The following is a 14,228-nucleotide window of genomic DNA, read 5'->3' as shown; positions in this document are numbered from 1 at the left end:
TCAGTGCTTTCCGCCGCCCCCGCCGTCGGCGCCGATGCCCTCGGTGGCCGCGAACGCCGCGTCGATGTTCTCCTGCGCGAACCCCTGCGCGCCGCTGATCTCGTTGAGCTCCAGGAGACGCCCGTTCACGATGGATTCGACTGCCTTGGCGATCGCCTCGCCGGTCTCCGTGACACCGAGCACGCTCTTGTCGAACTTGGCGCCGACCTCGATCGCATACTCGTCGTCCACACCCTCCCAGCCGTCGTACGCCTCAATGGCCGTCGTGAACTCCCCGACCATGGCCAGGGCTTGGTGGGCGATGGCTTCGATTTCGCCGATCGCCGCCTGGATACGACCCGGATCCGCCTCGTAGGCGTCGGACGCGACCATTGCGTTACCGCCCTTCCGCATTGCCGCGGGCGCTGCGTCCCGGGGGCCGTGGGCTGGATTCGTCGACGGCGTCCTCATGGATCTCGTCGCGCAACCGGCCGGCGCCCGTACGGCCGGCGCCGCCGTCCGCCGCGGTGGCCGACAGCGGCCCGAAGATCCTCTCCCACTCGATGCCCGAACCCGCCACATCCGGCAGACCATCGGCACGTTCGGAGAGGGGCTGGAAGGTGTCGAGTACGAGCCGGGCCATCCGGGTGCGTCCTTCCCGTACGGCCTCCAGCACGGCGGCCGACAGCTGCGCGGACCCCATGTTCCGGTACTTGCCGTCCAGGAACCGTATCTGTGTCAACTCGCCCTGCGGCCCGACCGTGACCTCCACGGAGCGATCCCGCGAGCGCACCGTGGCCGAAGCCGAGCGCATGCTCTCCTCGGCCTGCGCGACCGCGGCCTGGGTCCGCTTGAGTTGCGCCATGGCTGCTGCCAGGCGCTCCTGCATTGATTCCGCCACGTCAATCCCTCCCGAGGACGGCGGGAGCCCCGCCCTCATCCGTGCCCCATACGTCCTCGTCCTCGGCGACCCACGAATCCCTGTCGCGGTCGCTGCTCTGTGTCTGCTGACCGCCACCGCCCGGCGACCCTCCCATCGGTGGCATGAAAGGCGTGCCGGCGCTGCTGGTCGCCACCCCGGCACGCCGAGCGGCGCCGACCTCTTCGTACGAGGAACGTCCGGCACCGGCCGCCGGGCGCCGGCGTGTGATGACCTGCTGCCCGTCGTCCAGCACGTTGCGCACCCGTTCGCCGTCGTTGCCCCCGCTGGTCGAGCCGTTGATCCGGGTGCCCATGGGCAGCATCGGGCTGCCGCCCCCGCCCGGTGCGCCGTAGCCGTCGGAATCCTGTGTCGTGGCCCCGAGGCCGGCCGGGGCGAGGGGCGAGCCCAGGTCGTCGGAGTAGTCCGGCAGCGTGTCGAACAACTCCTCCTCGAAGTTGGGGAAGTACGAGGAGGAGCCGGACTGGTTCGGATGGCCCGGGTGGCTGGGCACCGAGTGGCCGGGCTCGATCGGTGAGGTGATGGATGTGCCGTCGGGGAACGTCGTTGTCGTCGTTCCCTTGGCCGGGTCGACGACGGTGGAGCTCCCGTCGGGGAAGTCCGTGGTCAGCGTGTGGTCGGGGTTGAGCGTCGTCCAGCTGCCGTCCTTGTTGTGCAGCGACTCGCCGGGAGCGAGATCGCTGATCTCGCGGGTGCCGTCGGGCAACCCCACGGTGGTCTCGCCGGTCGCCGGGTCTACCGTGGTGGAGCTCCCGTCCGGGAAGTTCGTGGTGACCGTGCCGTCGGGATTGAGGCTCGTCAGCCCACCCTCGGAACCGGGCACCGAGTCCGGTCCGCCGAAGGGGAGCTCCCACTCCCTGCCTCCCGGGGTCAGGGCCTCGCGACGCTGCTGGTCGAAGCGGCTCTCGGCCTCGGACTGCCGCTGCTCCTGCTTCCGTTCCTGCTCGGCCTGCAGCTGGTCCTGCCTTGATTGCTGTTCGGCCTGTTTCCGTTCCTGTTCGGCCTGGAGTTGGTCCTGCCTGGCTTGCTGCTCGGCTTCCTTCTGCTCCTGCTTGGCTTCCTGCTCTGCCTGTTTCTGCTCCTGTTCGGCCTGGAGTTGCTCCTGCCGGGCCAGCTGCTCCGCTTCCTTGCGCTCCTGCTTGGCTTCCTGCTCGGCCTGTTTGGCTTCCTGTTTTGCCTCCTGCTCCTCCTGCTTCGCCTGGTATTCGGCCTCGGTCCTGATCTGGCGCTGCTCCTGTTCGCGCTCCTTTTCCTCCTGCTTGGCCTCTTGCTCGGCCTGCTTCTGCTTCTGCTCCGCTTCCTTCTGCTCCTGCTTGGCTTCCTGCTCCCGCTCTTTCTCTTCTTGCTTGGCCTCCAGTTCCTGCTGCTTGGCTTCCGCTCTGGCTTCCTGCTCGGCCTGCTTCGCCTCTTGCTCGCGCTCTTTCTGAGCCTGTTCCTGCTTCTGCTGCTCCCGTTCCGCCCGCGCCAGATTGGTGGCGAGGATCTGCTGCTGCTCCTGCTCGGCTTCCTTCTGCTCCTGTTTGGCTTCCTGCTTTGCCTGCTTCTGCTCCTGCTCGGCCTGGAGTTGCTCCTGCCGGGCCTGCTGTTCGCGCTCCTTTTCCTCCTGCTTGGCCTCTTGCTCGGCCTGCTTCTGTTCCTGCTCGGCTTCCTTCTGTTCCTGCTTGGCTTCCTGTTCGGCTTCCTTCTGGTCCCGTTCGGCCTTCGCCTGCTCCTGCTCGGCCTTCTGTTCTGCCTTTGCCGCTGCCGCCTCGGCTTCCTGTTCGGCCTTTTCGGCTTCGCGTTCGGCCTTGGCTTGTTTGACTTCGGCTTCGTGTTCGGCTTTTGCCGCTGCTGCGGCTGCTGCTTGTTCGGCTTTCTCGGCTTCGCGTTCGGCCTTGGCTTGTTTGACCTCGGCTTCGTGTTCGGCCTTCGCCGCTGCCGCGGCTGCCGCCGCCTCGGCCTTGTCCGCTTCACGCTCGGCCTTCGCCGCCGCAGCAGCGGCCTCCGCGTCGGCCTTGTCCTTGTCGGCCTTGTCGGAGGCGTATTCCTGACTCAGGTTCGTGCTGACGGTGGTGACAGGGGCGAACGTCTGGCCGTTCCAAGAATTCTGCACATCGACGATGGCTTGCTTGCCCGCGGCTACCAGGGTGTCGACGACAGACTGCTGCCATCTCCTGATCGCCTCCTCGCCGATCTTCTTCCAGGTGGCCTTGTCCTCCAGTGCGCCCCAGTCGAGGTACCCGCCACTGAAGCCGTCGAACTTGACCTCGTGGTGTCCCGTTGTTCCTGCCCGGCCGGCGGAAGTCACCTTGAAGCGGACCTTCTTGATGTTGTTGTTCCACACGTCTTCGCTCACGTCGAGCAGCACATCGTGCAGCCAGCGCAAGGGATTTCCCGTGAGCAACTGCCAGGTGTTCCAGGCGTTGTACAGATTCTGGCCGGCCGTATGCACCGCATGCCGGAAATCCCTGAGGTCCTGGCCGTAGCGGGAGGCGGCCTCGGTGGCGAGGGGGAGCTGATCGCTGTACTTGTCGTAGTTGCGGGCGAGGCCGTGGATCAAGTCGCGGAACACCCCGGCGGCCTGGCCCTTCCACGAGGCCTCTTCCGCACCGAGGTCGAATTCCCAGTCCTCCAGCTGTCGGTGTTGCGTCCGGAAGAAGGAAGCCGCCCTGTCGAACGCGTCGGCCGCCTCCTCGAAGGATTTGAGATTTACCGCGTTCTTGTTCTCCACCCGGAGGTCGTTCCACGAGAATCCGATGGTGGACTGCGCCTCTCCCAACAGATGCTCGAGAGCCTTTCCGCCACCGTAGCTGTACTGGGAGAGCGCCTTGTTGCTCCACTCTTGGTGCGCGTTGAGGCCGTCGAATTCCTTGTCGTTGTTGCTCTTGAAGTCACTGCCCAGGACCACGCCGCCGGCCGGGGGCGCGTCCGTCGAGGTGGTTCCCAAGAGGGTGATGCGCGCCTTCTTCATGACGACCTTGGTCCCGACGGACGCGGTCGTGATCGGGCCGTGCTTCCCGGAGTAGAACGGGATCACGAAGTCGGTGTTCTCGATGCGCCAGCCCGAGTTCTCGGCCCGCCACCCCAGGGAGTCCGCGGCCTCGACAACGGCGTTCGACGGTTCGCCGTCGTAGTCGGAGAACTCGATCTTCATCAAGGGGATGCCCTGGTTTCCCAGCAACTTGTCGAAGAGCGATTCCCGCAGAGGCATCTCGTACCCCGTAAGCAGCTTGACCGCGAGATGCCAGTAGTCGTCTGTGGAGTACGCGGGGTGGACAACCACGGGAGGAGCCTCCTGGTGAGAGCGGGATGGATCACGGGTGGTGGCGAGCGAGCGCCTTACGAGTCGCTGTCGTCCCCACCGCCGCCGTTCCCGCCGCCCTGGTCGCCGCCCAGGTCGTCCGCGGTGTCCTCGAAGATGTTGAGGAACTTCTTGCCGTCGACATTGGTCAGATTGGCATCCTGGGCGCTGAGCAGCGTGTCGATGGTCTCGCGGAGGTTCTCCTCGATGTCCGCGAACAACTGCGTCTGTTCCTTGTAGATCTTGACGAGTGACGCGGCCGCCTTCACGATGCCCTGGTTCAGGTCCTTGCCCTTGCCGCCCAGGTTGTCCGGCAGCGCCATGAACCCGATGGCCAGGGGCTTTCCGGTGCCGTAGGAGTCGAACTCGTCGCCCGGTTCGATGTCGCCGTCGCCCAGGAGTGTGGCCATCGTGGGCCCGAAGTCGGGGTCGTCCTGCCCGATCTTCCGGATCTCGTCCTTGAAGGGCAGAACGCGGTTGCTGAGGAACAGCTCAAGCCCCGCCTTGTCCATGGCCAGCTTGCCCGTTGCCGGATTCGGATCCTCCGCCATGTTCTTTCCTCTCCAGGTTCCGGCTCACCGGGCCCGGGGGCCGGGAACGTACTCGGATGGGTGTTGCTCGCGCGCCGGCCTGCCCGGTGACCGGGCGGCCGGCGCGCGGTGACCGTCCGCAGCGGCACCGGGGGTATGCCACTCGACGGCGTCAGCGGCCGATCTTCACCGAACCCCACATCTGCGTGAGGGAGCCCTCGCTGTAGCGGTAGCTCTCGGAGACGTCGGTCAGCAGCGCGGAGTGCTTGGTGAGGAGGTCCTCCATCGCCTTCACGGCGTTGTCCCAGGCCTGCTGCTTCTGGGTGTAGACATCGCGGTCGTCACCGATCCAGGTGTTGCGGAGTTCGCCCAGTTCCATTTCCAGATTGGACAGCGTGGTCGCGATCGCCTTGGTCTGCTGGACCATGTCGTCGGCCGCGTTGTTCATGTGCGAGTAGTCGACGTAGATGTATCCGTCGCTGAAGTTGTCTGCCATGGGAGCCGTCCTCGGGTCGCCGCGGGTGTACGGGGTGGGCGGGCAGGCCGCGCGGCCTGCGGGCCGTCAGCCGGTCAGCGTGTCGAAGACCGACTCGGACTGGTTGTACGCGGTGTTGATCTGCTCGTTCGAGGAGCCCTGCTGAAGCCCGTGCTCCGTGAGCGTCTGGTTCAGCGTCTCGATCATGTCCTGGACGTTCTTCAGGATGACGTCGGCCTGTTCCTCCCATGCGGTGATCAGGCCCTGGAAGGCGCTGCCGTCACTGCCCTGGTAGCCGGAGGACAGATTGAACTTCGTGGCCTCGACGTCCTGACGGCTCTTGACGATGCCGCTGAAGGCCATTTCCAGAGCCTGAACGCCGTTCCGTGTCGCGTGCTCGGCCGACTGCTGCATTCCGTTGGCAGACACGTGTGCCCCTCTCGTGGTCGACCTGCCACCGGTTCCTCTCGCGCCAGGCGGCGCGTACAGCCGAGCATGACCAGCCCGGCTGTTCCGGTGACCGGAGGCTAGGACGGGGCGTTTGCTTTTACGGCTTCAAAGGCATGCCGCTACCTTGTCGCGATCTTGTCGTCCCAGTCGCAGCGAGGCGCGGTGGCACTGCTGCGCCCCTGCTCGGCGGCGCGTGGGGACAGGTCGGGACCTGACGGCAACATGGCGAGCAACAGCGAGGGGAGGCCCAGGACTTCGGCGCTCTCATAGCCGAGCGCCTTGGCCGCGTCCGGCGTCACGATCCGGTACTTCACTCCTGTGTCCGTCACCAGATAGACGGTGCTGCCGATCTTCCCGCCGCCGGCACCGAGCGCTTGGATCAGTGCTCCGCCGCCCGGCGGCACGGTGACGCGGTCGACGGGGAGGCAGGCGGCAGACACACCTTCCGCGGCCGGCTGGGCGGCAGGCCCCAGCGAGGGCTGGGTGGCGAGACTGATGCTGGTGCTCGGGCCCTTGTCGCCCCTGCTGTCGGGAGCGATCTGCACACAGGGGCCGTGCTCCACGGGTACGACAACGGCCTTGGGGGGTGCGTCCGGCAGTCGGCCGGGACCGTCGGACTCGGCGGTACGAGGGGCCAGCCGGCCCTGGAGCGCGTCGGAGCCGATTGTGGTGACGGTGGGGGAGACGCCCGCGTAGGCCAGTTGTCGGGTGCGGGCATCGCCGAGCACCAGCGCGGCCAGGGTCGAGGTCAGCGGGGCCAGTCCGTCGCGCCGCAGGAGATACAGCTGTGAGCCCGATCCGGGGACGGACGCTTTGAAGACCTGCCCGACCCTGGTGGCACGGCCGCCCAGTTCGGCGGCGGGCTCACCGAGACCGGCAGTGGTCGGTGGGGTCAGGTCGGGGCCGGAGGGGAGTGCGCTCAGGAGTGCCCCGGACACCTTCACCGGGGTGACGGAGCCGTAGCCGAGCGCCTCGGGCGCTCCGGCCCTCCGGTCGAGGCGCAGCCGACTCCCGCCCCACAGCAGATAGTCGGCGCCGTCGGGTCCGGAAACCAGCACTCCCTGGTACTTGTTCAGGGGCGTGCCCACGGTCTTGCGGCCCACCGCGAGCGTGCCGGCCGTCCTGCCGTCCGCGGTGGGGATGGAGCACACCTGCCAGGGATCCGAGCTGAGTTGACCGGCACCGGGCAGAGAGTCGGGTGCTCCGAGGATGCCCACCGGTGCGCCGTGCGGAGTTCCCTTCAGCGATGCCGAGCCGACGGTCGCGGCTGAGAGGTCCGCGCCGCCGAGCAGCCGGGCCGACGCGTAGTTGCGTACCGGGCGCAGCCGGCCGTCGAGGTACAGATAGCGGGAGCCCGTCTGCTTCTCGACGATGAGATCGCCCGAGGTCCGCCAGGATCCCTTCGTACCGGGCGAGAGCAGGCCGAAGACGAAGGCTCCGGCCGAGACGAGCACGGCGAAGACCACTCCGAGGGCGATACCCCGGTTGGTGCGTCCCTGTGGGCTCTCCGGGGCGTCCGGGTCCGCGCGCAGCATCCCGGAGGTGAGGCGGCCCATGAGGAACATATGGGCCTGTACCTGGTCGCGTTTGTTCTGCATCGTTCCCTTCTCCCGGCGTCAGCCGTTGAGTCCTCGCAGATATCCGTAGACGCCGAGCACCCACAGGGCCATGGGCAGCATGGCGATGGCGGTGGCCGAGTGCAGCAGCTCCGCGGCGCGGCCCCAGTAGGGGACCAGCCGCCGGCCCGGAACGGTCCAGGCGGCGATGGCGAGCGCGGCGGTGACCGAGAGCAGGGAGGCTGCCAGGAGCAGTCGTCCTGTCGGTGAGAACGTGACGACGGCGGAGTACACCAGCAGGGCGGCCCCGGCGGCGGCGGGGCCGAGCAGGGCGAGCCGTTGCAGGGTGTTGCCCAGGCCTCGGCTGTGCAGGAGCAGGAGAGTTGAGAGTACGCCGATCATCAGGATCTCGGCCAGCCCCGGTTCGGTGGCAAGGCCGAGCAGCGCGGCGGCGCACACCGCTCCGGTGGCTCCGTACAGGCCCGTCATCCACCCGTCGGCGACCACGGCACGGGCGGCGACGGCCGATGGGGAGTGCGGTTCGATGCCCTCCTGGAGCTGCTGGGCGTTGGTCGGGAGCGGGGGCATCCGCAGTCCGGCCAGCCGGAACGACAGACTGGGTACGAAGGCGCCGAAGATGACGGCGAGCAGTGCGATCATCCCTGCCGCGTGGGCCGGCACCAGATCCGCCGCGATGATCAGTGCGCCGGCGAGTGCGCAGGCCGAGGCGATCACTGCGGCGGCGACGAACAGCGCGGCGAAGGAAGCGACGACCGCGACCCCGAGCATCGCGCCACCCGCGGCTGCCGCGCCGGACGCCAACAGCCGTGAACCCAGCACCTCATGGGCGTGCGGGCCGCTCAGCGCACCTCCCGGCACCAGCCACCCCGCCAGCGCCAGGCAGCACACTGCGGGCAGGCCCAGTGCCGCGCCGGCACCGGCGTCTCCCACGGCGCGGCTGGCCGAACCGGCTCCGGCGAGCAGCAGCATCGCGGTGGCGGCCGCGCCCAACGCCCGTATGTCCGCGGAGAATCCGGGTATCGCGAGCACCACGAACGCGGCGGCCGATGCGGCTGCCGCGAAGGCGAGCAGCAGTCGTCGGGAGATCTGTGGTGTCCAGCTGTAGGGGCGGTCCTGCATGGTGGTGGCGATGCCGTCGACCAGATCGTCGAGCCGTACTTCCGGCAGCGCGTCGGTGTGCGGCCGCAGGTAGACGGTGTCGCCGTCCCGCAGGCCGAGGGAGTCCAGGCTGCTCTCCTCGTCGAGGCGTTCACCGTCCAGCCGTTGGAGCAGCCAGCCTCCGTGCTCCAGGCCCAATTCGGCCAGATTCTCACCCGCGTACTCCACCAGGGTGGGCAGCAGGTCGATCACGGGGATGTCGGCGGGTACCGCCAGATCGATCAGCTTCTCGGGTGCGTGCACCGTGAGGCGGCACAGCGCTGCGACTGTGTTGTCTGTCATGGATTGCTCACGATTCTCAATGTGCCGCGGCCACTGAACGGGCCGACGGACCGACGTGATGGATCAATCGTTGGACGTGCGCGGGAATCGGCTGCACACTACTTGCTGAACGTCTGCTCCTGTACGGGCCCCGGTGCGGCACAGCCGCCGGTGGGCCCGGCGCACCGCACCGTGTTCCCCGCCGGCCCGCTTCCCCGGCCGGGAGAACCGACGGTTCGGCCTCTCGGCCTTCTGCCGTGCTTCCTGACGCCTGCCTACTCGCCGTACCAGTGATTCCGCCCACATCCGCTGTGCCGGGCGGGTCGATGTGAGCCGTCAAGTGTCAACGCGCCGAAGGAGAACATTCGTTGAGTGTCGTGCTGTTCCGCAGGCCGGCCCGCCGTCCCGGTCCGGACATGCCCGAGGGGGAACTGAGCCTTCAGGAGCCGCCCACGCTTCCGGAGATGCTGCCCGACAGCTCCGCCGTGTGGCAGTACCTGCCCATGGCGATGATGTCCGCCTCGATGATGCTCATGTTCATGAGGCCCGGATCCCGCGGCGGATTCATGTATCTGGCGCTCGGCCTCATGGTCGTCGCGTCAGCGGCGATGGTCGTCGGCCAGTTCATGCGACGCAGCGGTGAACGCAAGCAGCGGCTCAAGGCCGAGCGGCGCGACTACCTGCGCTATCTGACCCAGATCCGGCGCAAGGTCCGGGCGAGCGTGCGCGATCAGCAGCGCGCCCTGGCCTGGCGGCATCCGGAGCCCGCGGCGCTGTGGTCCCTCGTGGGCACCACTCGCCTCTGGGAACGACGGCCGGCCGATCCCGACTTCGGCGAGATCCGGGTGGCTGTCGGAGACCAGAAACTCGGCCTGCGGCTGACCCCGCTGTCCACCAAACCGGTCGAGGATCTGGAGCCGCTGAGCGCACATGCGCTGCGCAGTTTCATCCGCGCCTACTCCGTGGTCCCCGAGCAGCCGATCGCCGTCTATCTGCGGGCCTGGGCGCGAGTCCTGTTCCGCGGCGACGAGGAGCGGACACGGGCCATGGTGCGCGCGATGCTCGCCCAACTGGCCGCCCTGCACTCCCCGGAGGAGCTGTGGATCGCCGTCTGCGCGGCAGACGAGCAGCGGGCAGAGTACGAGTGGGTGAAGTGGCTGCCCCACAGCCTGCATCCGCAGGAGAACGACGGGGCGGGCGCGGCGCGCCGGATCGTCTCGTCGTTCAACGAGCTCGAGGACCTGCTGGGCGCCGAGTTCTCTGAGCGGCCGCCGTTCGACCCCGATGCCGTACCCGGCCGGGAAGAGCCGTTCACCGTGATCGTGCTGGACGGAGTCGCAGCCCCCGGCGGCCACCGCCTCGACGGCCCCGGACTGCGCAATGCCGTGGTGCTCGACCTCGGCTCCTCGCTGACCTGGCGGCCCGGCCGGGCGACCCTGCGGCTGGAGCTCTCCGACGGCCTGCTGCACCTGATCCGTACCGACCGTGAGCGCAAGGAACAGACCACCGCCCTGGGCAGGCCCGACAAGCTCGGCACTGTCGGCGCCGCCTCGCTGGCGAAACTGCTGGCGCCCTACCGGGTGGGACTCGGCACCGAGTCCGCCGAGCCGCTCAGCACCAACGTCGAACTCACCACCCTGCTGGGCATCTCCGACCTCCACCGGCACGACCCGCCCGCACTGTGGCAGCGGCGCACCGGAGCCGACCGGCTGCGGGTGCCGATCGCTGTGGCCGCCGACGGGGTGCCGGTGGAACTGGACATCAAGGAATCCGCCCAGGGCGGCACGGGACCGCACGGCATGCTCATCGGCGCCACCGGCTCCGGCAAGAGCGAGCTGCTGCGCACCCTGGTCCTCGCGCTGGCCCTGACCAACTCCTCCGAGACACTGAACTTCGTCCTGGTCGACTTCAAGGGCGGCGCGACCTTCCTGGGCCTGGACGAACTGCCGCACACCTCGGCGGTGATCACCAACCTCGCCGACGAGGTGGCCCTCGTCTCCCGTATGCAGGACGCATTGCACGGTGAGTTGATGCGCCGTCAGGAACTGCTGCGCAGCGCCGGAAACTACACATCGGCTCTGGAGTACGAGAAGGCCAGGGCGGCCGGCACTCCGCTCGACCCGCTGCCCAGCCTGTTCGTCGTTGTCGACGAATTCAGTGAACTTCTCTCCGCCCACCGGGAGTTCATGGAGCTGTTCGTCATGATCGGGCGACTGGGACGCAGCCTCGGAGTCCATCTGCTGCTGGCCTCGCAACGGCTGGACGAGGGGCGGATGCACCAGCTGGAGAGCCATCTGTCGTACCGGGTGGGGCTGCGCACCTTCTCCGCGATGGAGAGCCGCGGCGTACTCGGTGTGCCCGATGCCTACGAACTTCCGTCCCAGCCCGGAAGTGGCTTCCTGAAGACGGGTGTCGAGGCGCTCACCCGCTTTCGCGCGGCCTATGTCTCCGGCCCGTACCGCAAGCGCGGCGGGGCGATCAACCAGGCGCGGGTGGCCAGCCAGGTGGTGCCGTGGACGGCCGGCTGGGTGGTGCCCAGGAATGTGCCCGACCCGGCGGCGACCACGCCCCCGCCGGTTGCACCCGACGAGGAGGAGGGTGATTCGCTGCTGTCCGTGGCAGTGGAGCGGCTGCGGGAGGCCGGCCCGCCGGCCCACCAGGTGTGGCTGCCGCCGCTGGATCTGCCCTCGACGCTGGACGAGTTGCTGCCGCCACTCACGCCGCACCCCGAATACGGCCTGACCGCCGCCGACTGGCCCCGGCGCGGCACGCTGCGCGTCCCGGTCGGCATCGTGGACCGGCCTTTCGACCAGCTCCGCGACGAACTCGTCGTCGATCTGTCCGGCTCCGGCGGCCATGTCGCCGTCGCCGGCGGCCCGCAGAGCGGCAAGAGCACGCTCGTACGCACCCTGATCACCTCGCTCGCCCTCACTCACACACCGCGCGAAGTGCAGTTCTACTGCCTGGACTTCGGCGGCGGCACCCTGGCCGGCCTGGCCGGACTGCCGCACATGAGCGGCGTCGCCGCCCGTCTGGACGAGGAACGGGTGGGCCGGGTCATCGCCGAGGTCACCACACTGCTCGCGCAGCGGGAGCGGCTCTTTTTGGAAGAGGGAATCGACTCGATGGTCACCTTCCGGCGCCGCCGCGCCGCGGGGGAGTTCCCGCAGGAGGCACATGGGGACGTGTTCCTGGTCATCGACGGCTGGTCGACCGTGCGTCAGGATTTCGACCGGCACATCCAGACCTTCAACGCGCTGGCCGCACGAGGTCTGAACTACGGCATCCATCTCATCGTCACCACCGCGCGCTGGGTGGAACTGTCCTCCGCCGTCCGCGATCAGGCGGGGACCCATCTGGAGCTGCGCATGGGAGACGCGATGGACTCCGGGATCGACGCCCGCAAGGCGGCGACCGTCCCCCGCACACCGGGCCGCGGACTGACCCGGGACGGCAAACTCCACTATCTGACGGCGCTGCCGCGCATCGACGGACAGCCGGACTCCGACGACCTCTCCGAAGGCGTCGCCGCCATGGTCGCCGCCGTGCGGGAACACTGGTCCGGTCCGCCCGCCCCGCCCGTCCGCATGCTGCCGACCAAGCTGACGGCCGCCGAACTCCCCGCGCCCGAAGGGAAACTCCGCGTCCCGCTGGGACTGGAGGAGGACCGGCTGTCCACGGTCTGGCACGACTTCACCGAGAACCCGCACATGATCGTCGTCGGCGACTCCGAGAGCGGAAAGACCAACCTCCTGCAGCTGGTGGCGGCCGCGATCATGCGCACATACACGCCCGCCGAGGCCCGCATCATGGTGGTGGACTACCGGCGTGAGCTGGTGGAGGCCATTCCCGACGAGTACCGGCTCGGGCACGCGGTCTCCATCGACGCGCTCAAGGACCTTGTCGACGGCGCGGCGCGGGCCGTACAGACCCGGCTGCCGGGACCGGACATCGCGCCGTCCCGCATGCGACTGTGCGACTGGTGGACGGGCCCCCGGCTGTTCATCCTGGTCGACGACTACGACATGGTCGGCGGCAACCCGATGAACCAGCCCTTCGGCCCGCTCCTCGACCATCTCGCACTCGGCTACGAAGTGGGCCTGCACCTCGTCGTCGCACGCTCGGCGGCCGGCGCGGGCCGGGGACTCAACGAGTCGATGATGCGGCGCCTCCAGGAGGTCAACACGCCCGGACTGCTGCTGTCCTGCCCGCCGGCCGAAGGCTATGTGTTCGGCAATGTGAAGGGCCGCATCCTGCCGCCCGGACGTGGCACCCGTATCGCGCGTCGCAAGAGCGTGCAGATCCAGACGGCCCTCGCCGGACCGGAGGAGTCATGAGCGGCTCAGCGGTCCGCGGCACGCCAGCCGCGGGCCCGGCCACGGGGAATCACCGCAACTGCGCCGAGCACCAGCAGCCCGAGCATGCCTGCAGCCCCCGTGATCGCCAGCGCCTTGGTGCGCGGGCTCTTGGGGGCGTCCGCAGTGACGTGGGCCTCGGCCGCCTGCGGAGCCTTCGCGGGACTGCCGTCGAGGACCGCGGTCAGGGAGGCGTACGGATCGAGACGGGGAGTGTCGGCCGGGTAGGCGGCGGCGACCAGCCGGCGGGCGACCTCGGCGGCGGACAACTGCGGATAGCGGCCGCGTACCAGGGCGGCCACGCCGGCGGTGTGCGCGGCTGCCAGCGAAGACCCGGAACCGATGTAGTGGCCGCTGCCCTTCGGCCCGCCACCGACCACCGCGTCGCCGGGCGCGGACAGATCCGGTGCGAAGGCATCGGGCGCATTGGACGGACGGCTGCCGTCGGCGCCGTGGTCGACGACCGAGAGGACCTGCGGTACGAAGGCCGGGAAGTACGGCCGTGCCGTGGTGTCGGGTCGGTGGGTCGCGCCGTCCACGGGGGCGGTGTCCGGCGTGGCCGGCGCGACGACCAGCACATCCCGCTCGGTGGCGTGTGCGACGGCCGCCGTCAGTTCCGCCCTGCCGTCGAGCAGCGCCTGACCCACGTAGACCACGCGGGCGCCCCCGTCCACCGCCGCCCGGATGCCGGCTGCGACGGTCGCTCCTGTGCTCCGCCCGCGCAGGTCCGTGCCGCGCACGGCGAGCACCCGTGCCTGCGGGGCAACACCGGTCACTCCGGTCCCGGGCGTGGGTGCTGCGGCGATCAGACCTGCTGCGAAACTTCCGTGGCCCACACAGTCCTGCCCGGCGTCGTCCGCCGCCTCGACCCGGCCGGCCAGAGCGGGCACCGCCGTTCCGACCCCGGTGTCCACCACCGCCACCGGAACGCCGGCGCCCCGGGACAGTTGCCAGGACCGCGACAGGCCGAGCGCCCTGCGGGTCCAGGGCTCGGCCTCGGCGGTCACGGCCGAGGGACCGGTGCAGTCCTCGTCCGGGCCTATCCGGCCGCGCAGAGCGGGCAGTTCCACGGGCTTGTCGTCGGCGGCCCGGGCAACCGGCAGAGCCGTCCGGGCAGTTACGGCCTGGGCGGGTGGCATCAAGGTCAGGGTCGGTACGGCGGCAGCCGCCGCGAGAAGCAGAACACGCGGGTAACGGTCGTGTCGCATGAGGCACATGATGCC

General features: G+C 69.1%; 10 protein-coding genes. 1 reads left to right on the top strand and 9 read right to left on the bottom strand.

Annotated elements, in window-relative coordinates; all coding sequences use genetic code 11:
- From OG729_RS03285 to eccD, 8 genes are all read right to left on the bottom strand, one after another.
- Entirely contained in the window at positions 1-372 is a 372-nt protein-coding gene (locus OG729_RS03285) for a hypothetical protein (RefSeq protein ID WP_360864990.1), read from the bottom strand.
- A gap of 4 nt (positions 373-376) precedes the next feature.
- Entirely contained in the window at positions 377-880 is a 504-nt protein-coding gene (locus tag OG729_RS03280; protein WP_360864987.1) for a YbaB/EbfC family nucleoid-associated protein, read from the bottom strand.
- A gap of 1 nt (position 881) precedes the next feature.
- On the bottom strand, positions 882-4,181 hold the full coding sequence (locus OG729_RS03275; RefSeq protein ID WP_405804151.1) for an AAWKG family protein: 3,300 nt from the start codon (positions 4,179-4,181) through the stop codon (positions 882-884).
- A 56-nt stretch (positions 4,182-4,237) separates the two neighbouring features.
- Positions 4,238-4,750, bottom strand: coding sequence for a type VII secretion system-associated protein (locus tag OG729_RS03270; protein ID WP_360864982.1), 513 nt, complete (start codon positions 4,748-4,750; stop codon positions 4,238-4,240).
- A gap of 151 nt (positions 4,751-4,901) precedes the next feature.
- Complete coding sequence (locus OG729_RS03265) at positions 4,902-5,225, bottom strand: WXG100 family type VII secretion target (RefSeq protein ID WP_360864979.1); 324 nt, start codon at positions 5,223-5,225, stop codon at positions 4,902-4,904.
- 66 nt (positions 5,226-5,291) lie between these two features.
- Positions 5,292-5,633 (bottom strand): hypothetical protein, encoded by a 342-nt coding sequence (locus tag OG729_RS03260; protein ID WP_360864977.1) that lies wholly within the window; start codon positions 5,631-5,633, stop codon positions 5,292-5,294.
- 140 nt (positions 5,634-5,773) lie between these two features.
- Positions 5,774-7,252, bottom strand: a complete 1,479-nt coding sequence (gene eccB / locus OG729_RS03255) for a type VII secretion protein EccB (RefSeq protein WP_405804149.1) — start codon at positions 7,250-7,252, stop codon at positions 5,774-5,776.
- An 18-nt stretch (positions 7,253-7,270) separates the two neighbouring features.
- On the bottom strand, positions 7,271-8,671 hold the full coding sequence (gene eccD / locus OG729_RS03250) for a type VII secretion integral membrane protein EccD (RefSeq protein WP_405804148.1): 1,401 nt from the start codon (positions 8,669-8,671) through the stop codon (positions 7,271-7,273).
- Positions 8,672-9,018: 347 nt separating this feature from the next.
- On the opposite strand from eccD, the gene eccCa reads away from it, so the two are divergent.
- A complete protein-coding gene (eccCa, locus tag OG729_RS03245) occupies positions 9,019-12,987 on the top strand; it encodes a type VII secretion protein EccCa (RefSeq protein ID WP_405804146.1) in 3,969 nt (1,322 codons plus the stop codon).
- Positions 12,988-12,992: 5 nt separating this feature from the next.
- On the opposite strand, the gene OG729_RS03240 is transcribed toward eccCa, so the two are convergent.
- The gene (locus tag OG729_RS03240) at positions 12,993-14,213 is read right to left on the bottom strand and encodes a S8 family serine peptidase (RefSeq protein WP_405804145.1); all 1,221 of its coding nucleotides are present in this window, start codon (positions 14,211-14,213) and stop codon (positions 12,993-12,995) included.
- Positions 14,214-14,228: the final 15 nt, after the last annotated feature.

Source organism: Streptomyces sp. NBC_00210 (assembly GCF_045160975.1).
GTDB lineage: Bacteria > Actinomycetota > Actinomycetes > Streptomycetales > Streptomycetaceae > Streptomyces.
Note: the sequence above shows the minus strand (reverse complement) of the source record. Positions and strands in the feature narration are given on the sequence as shown.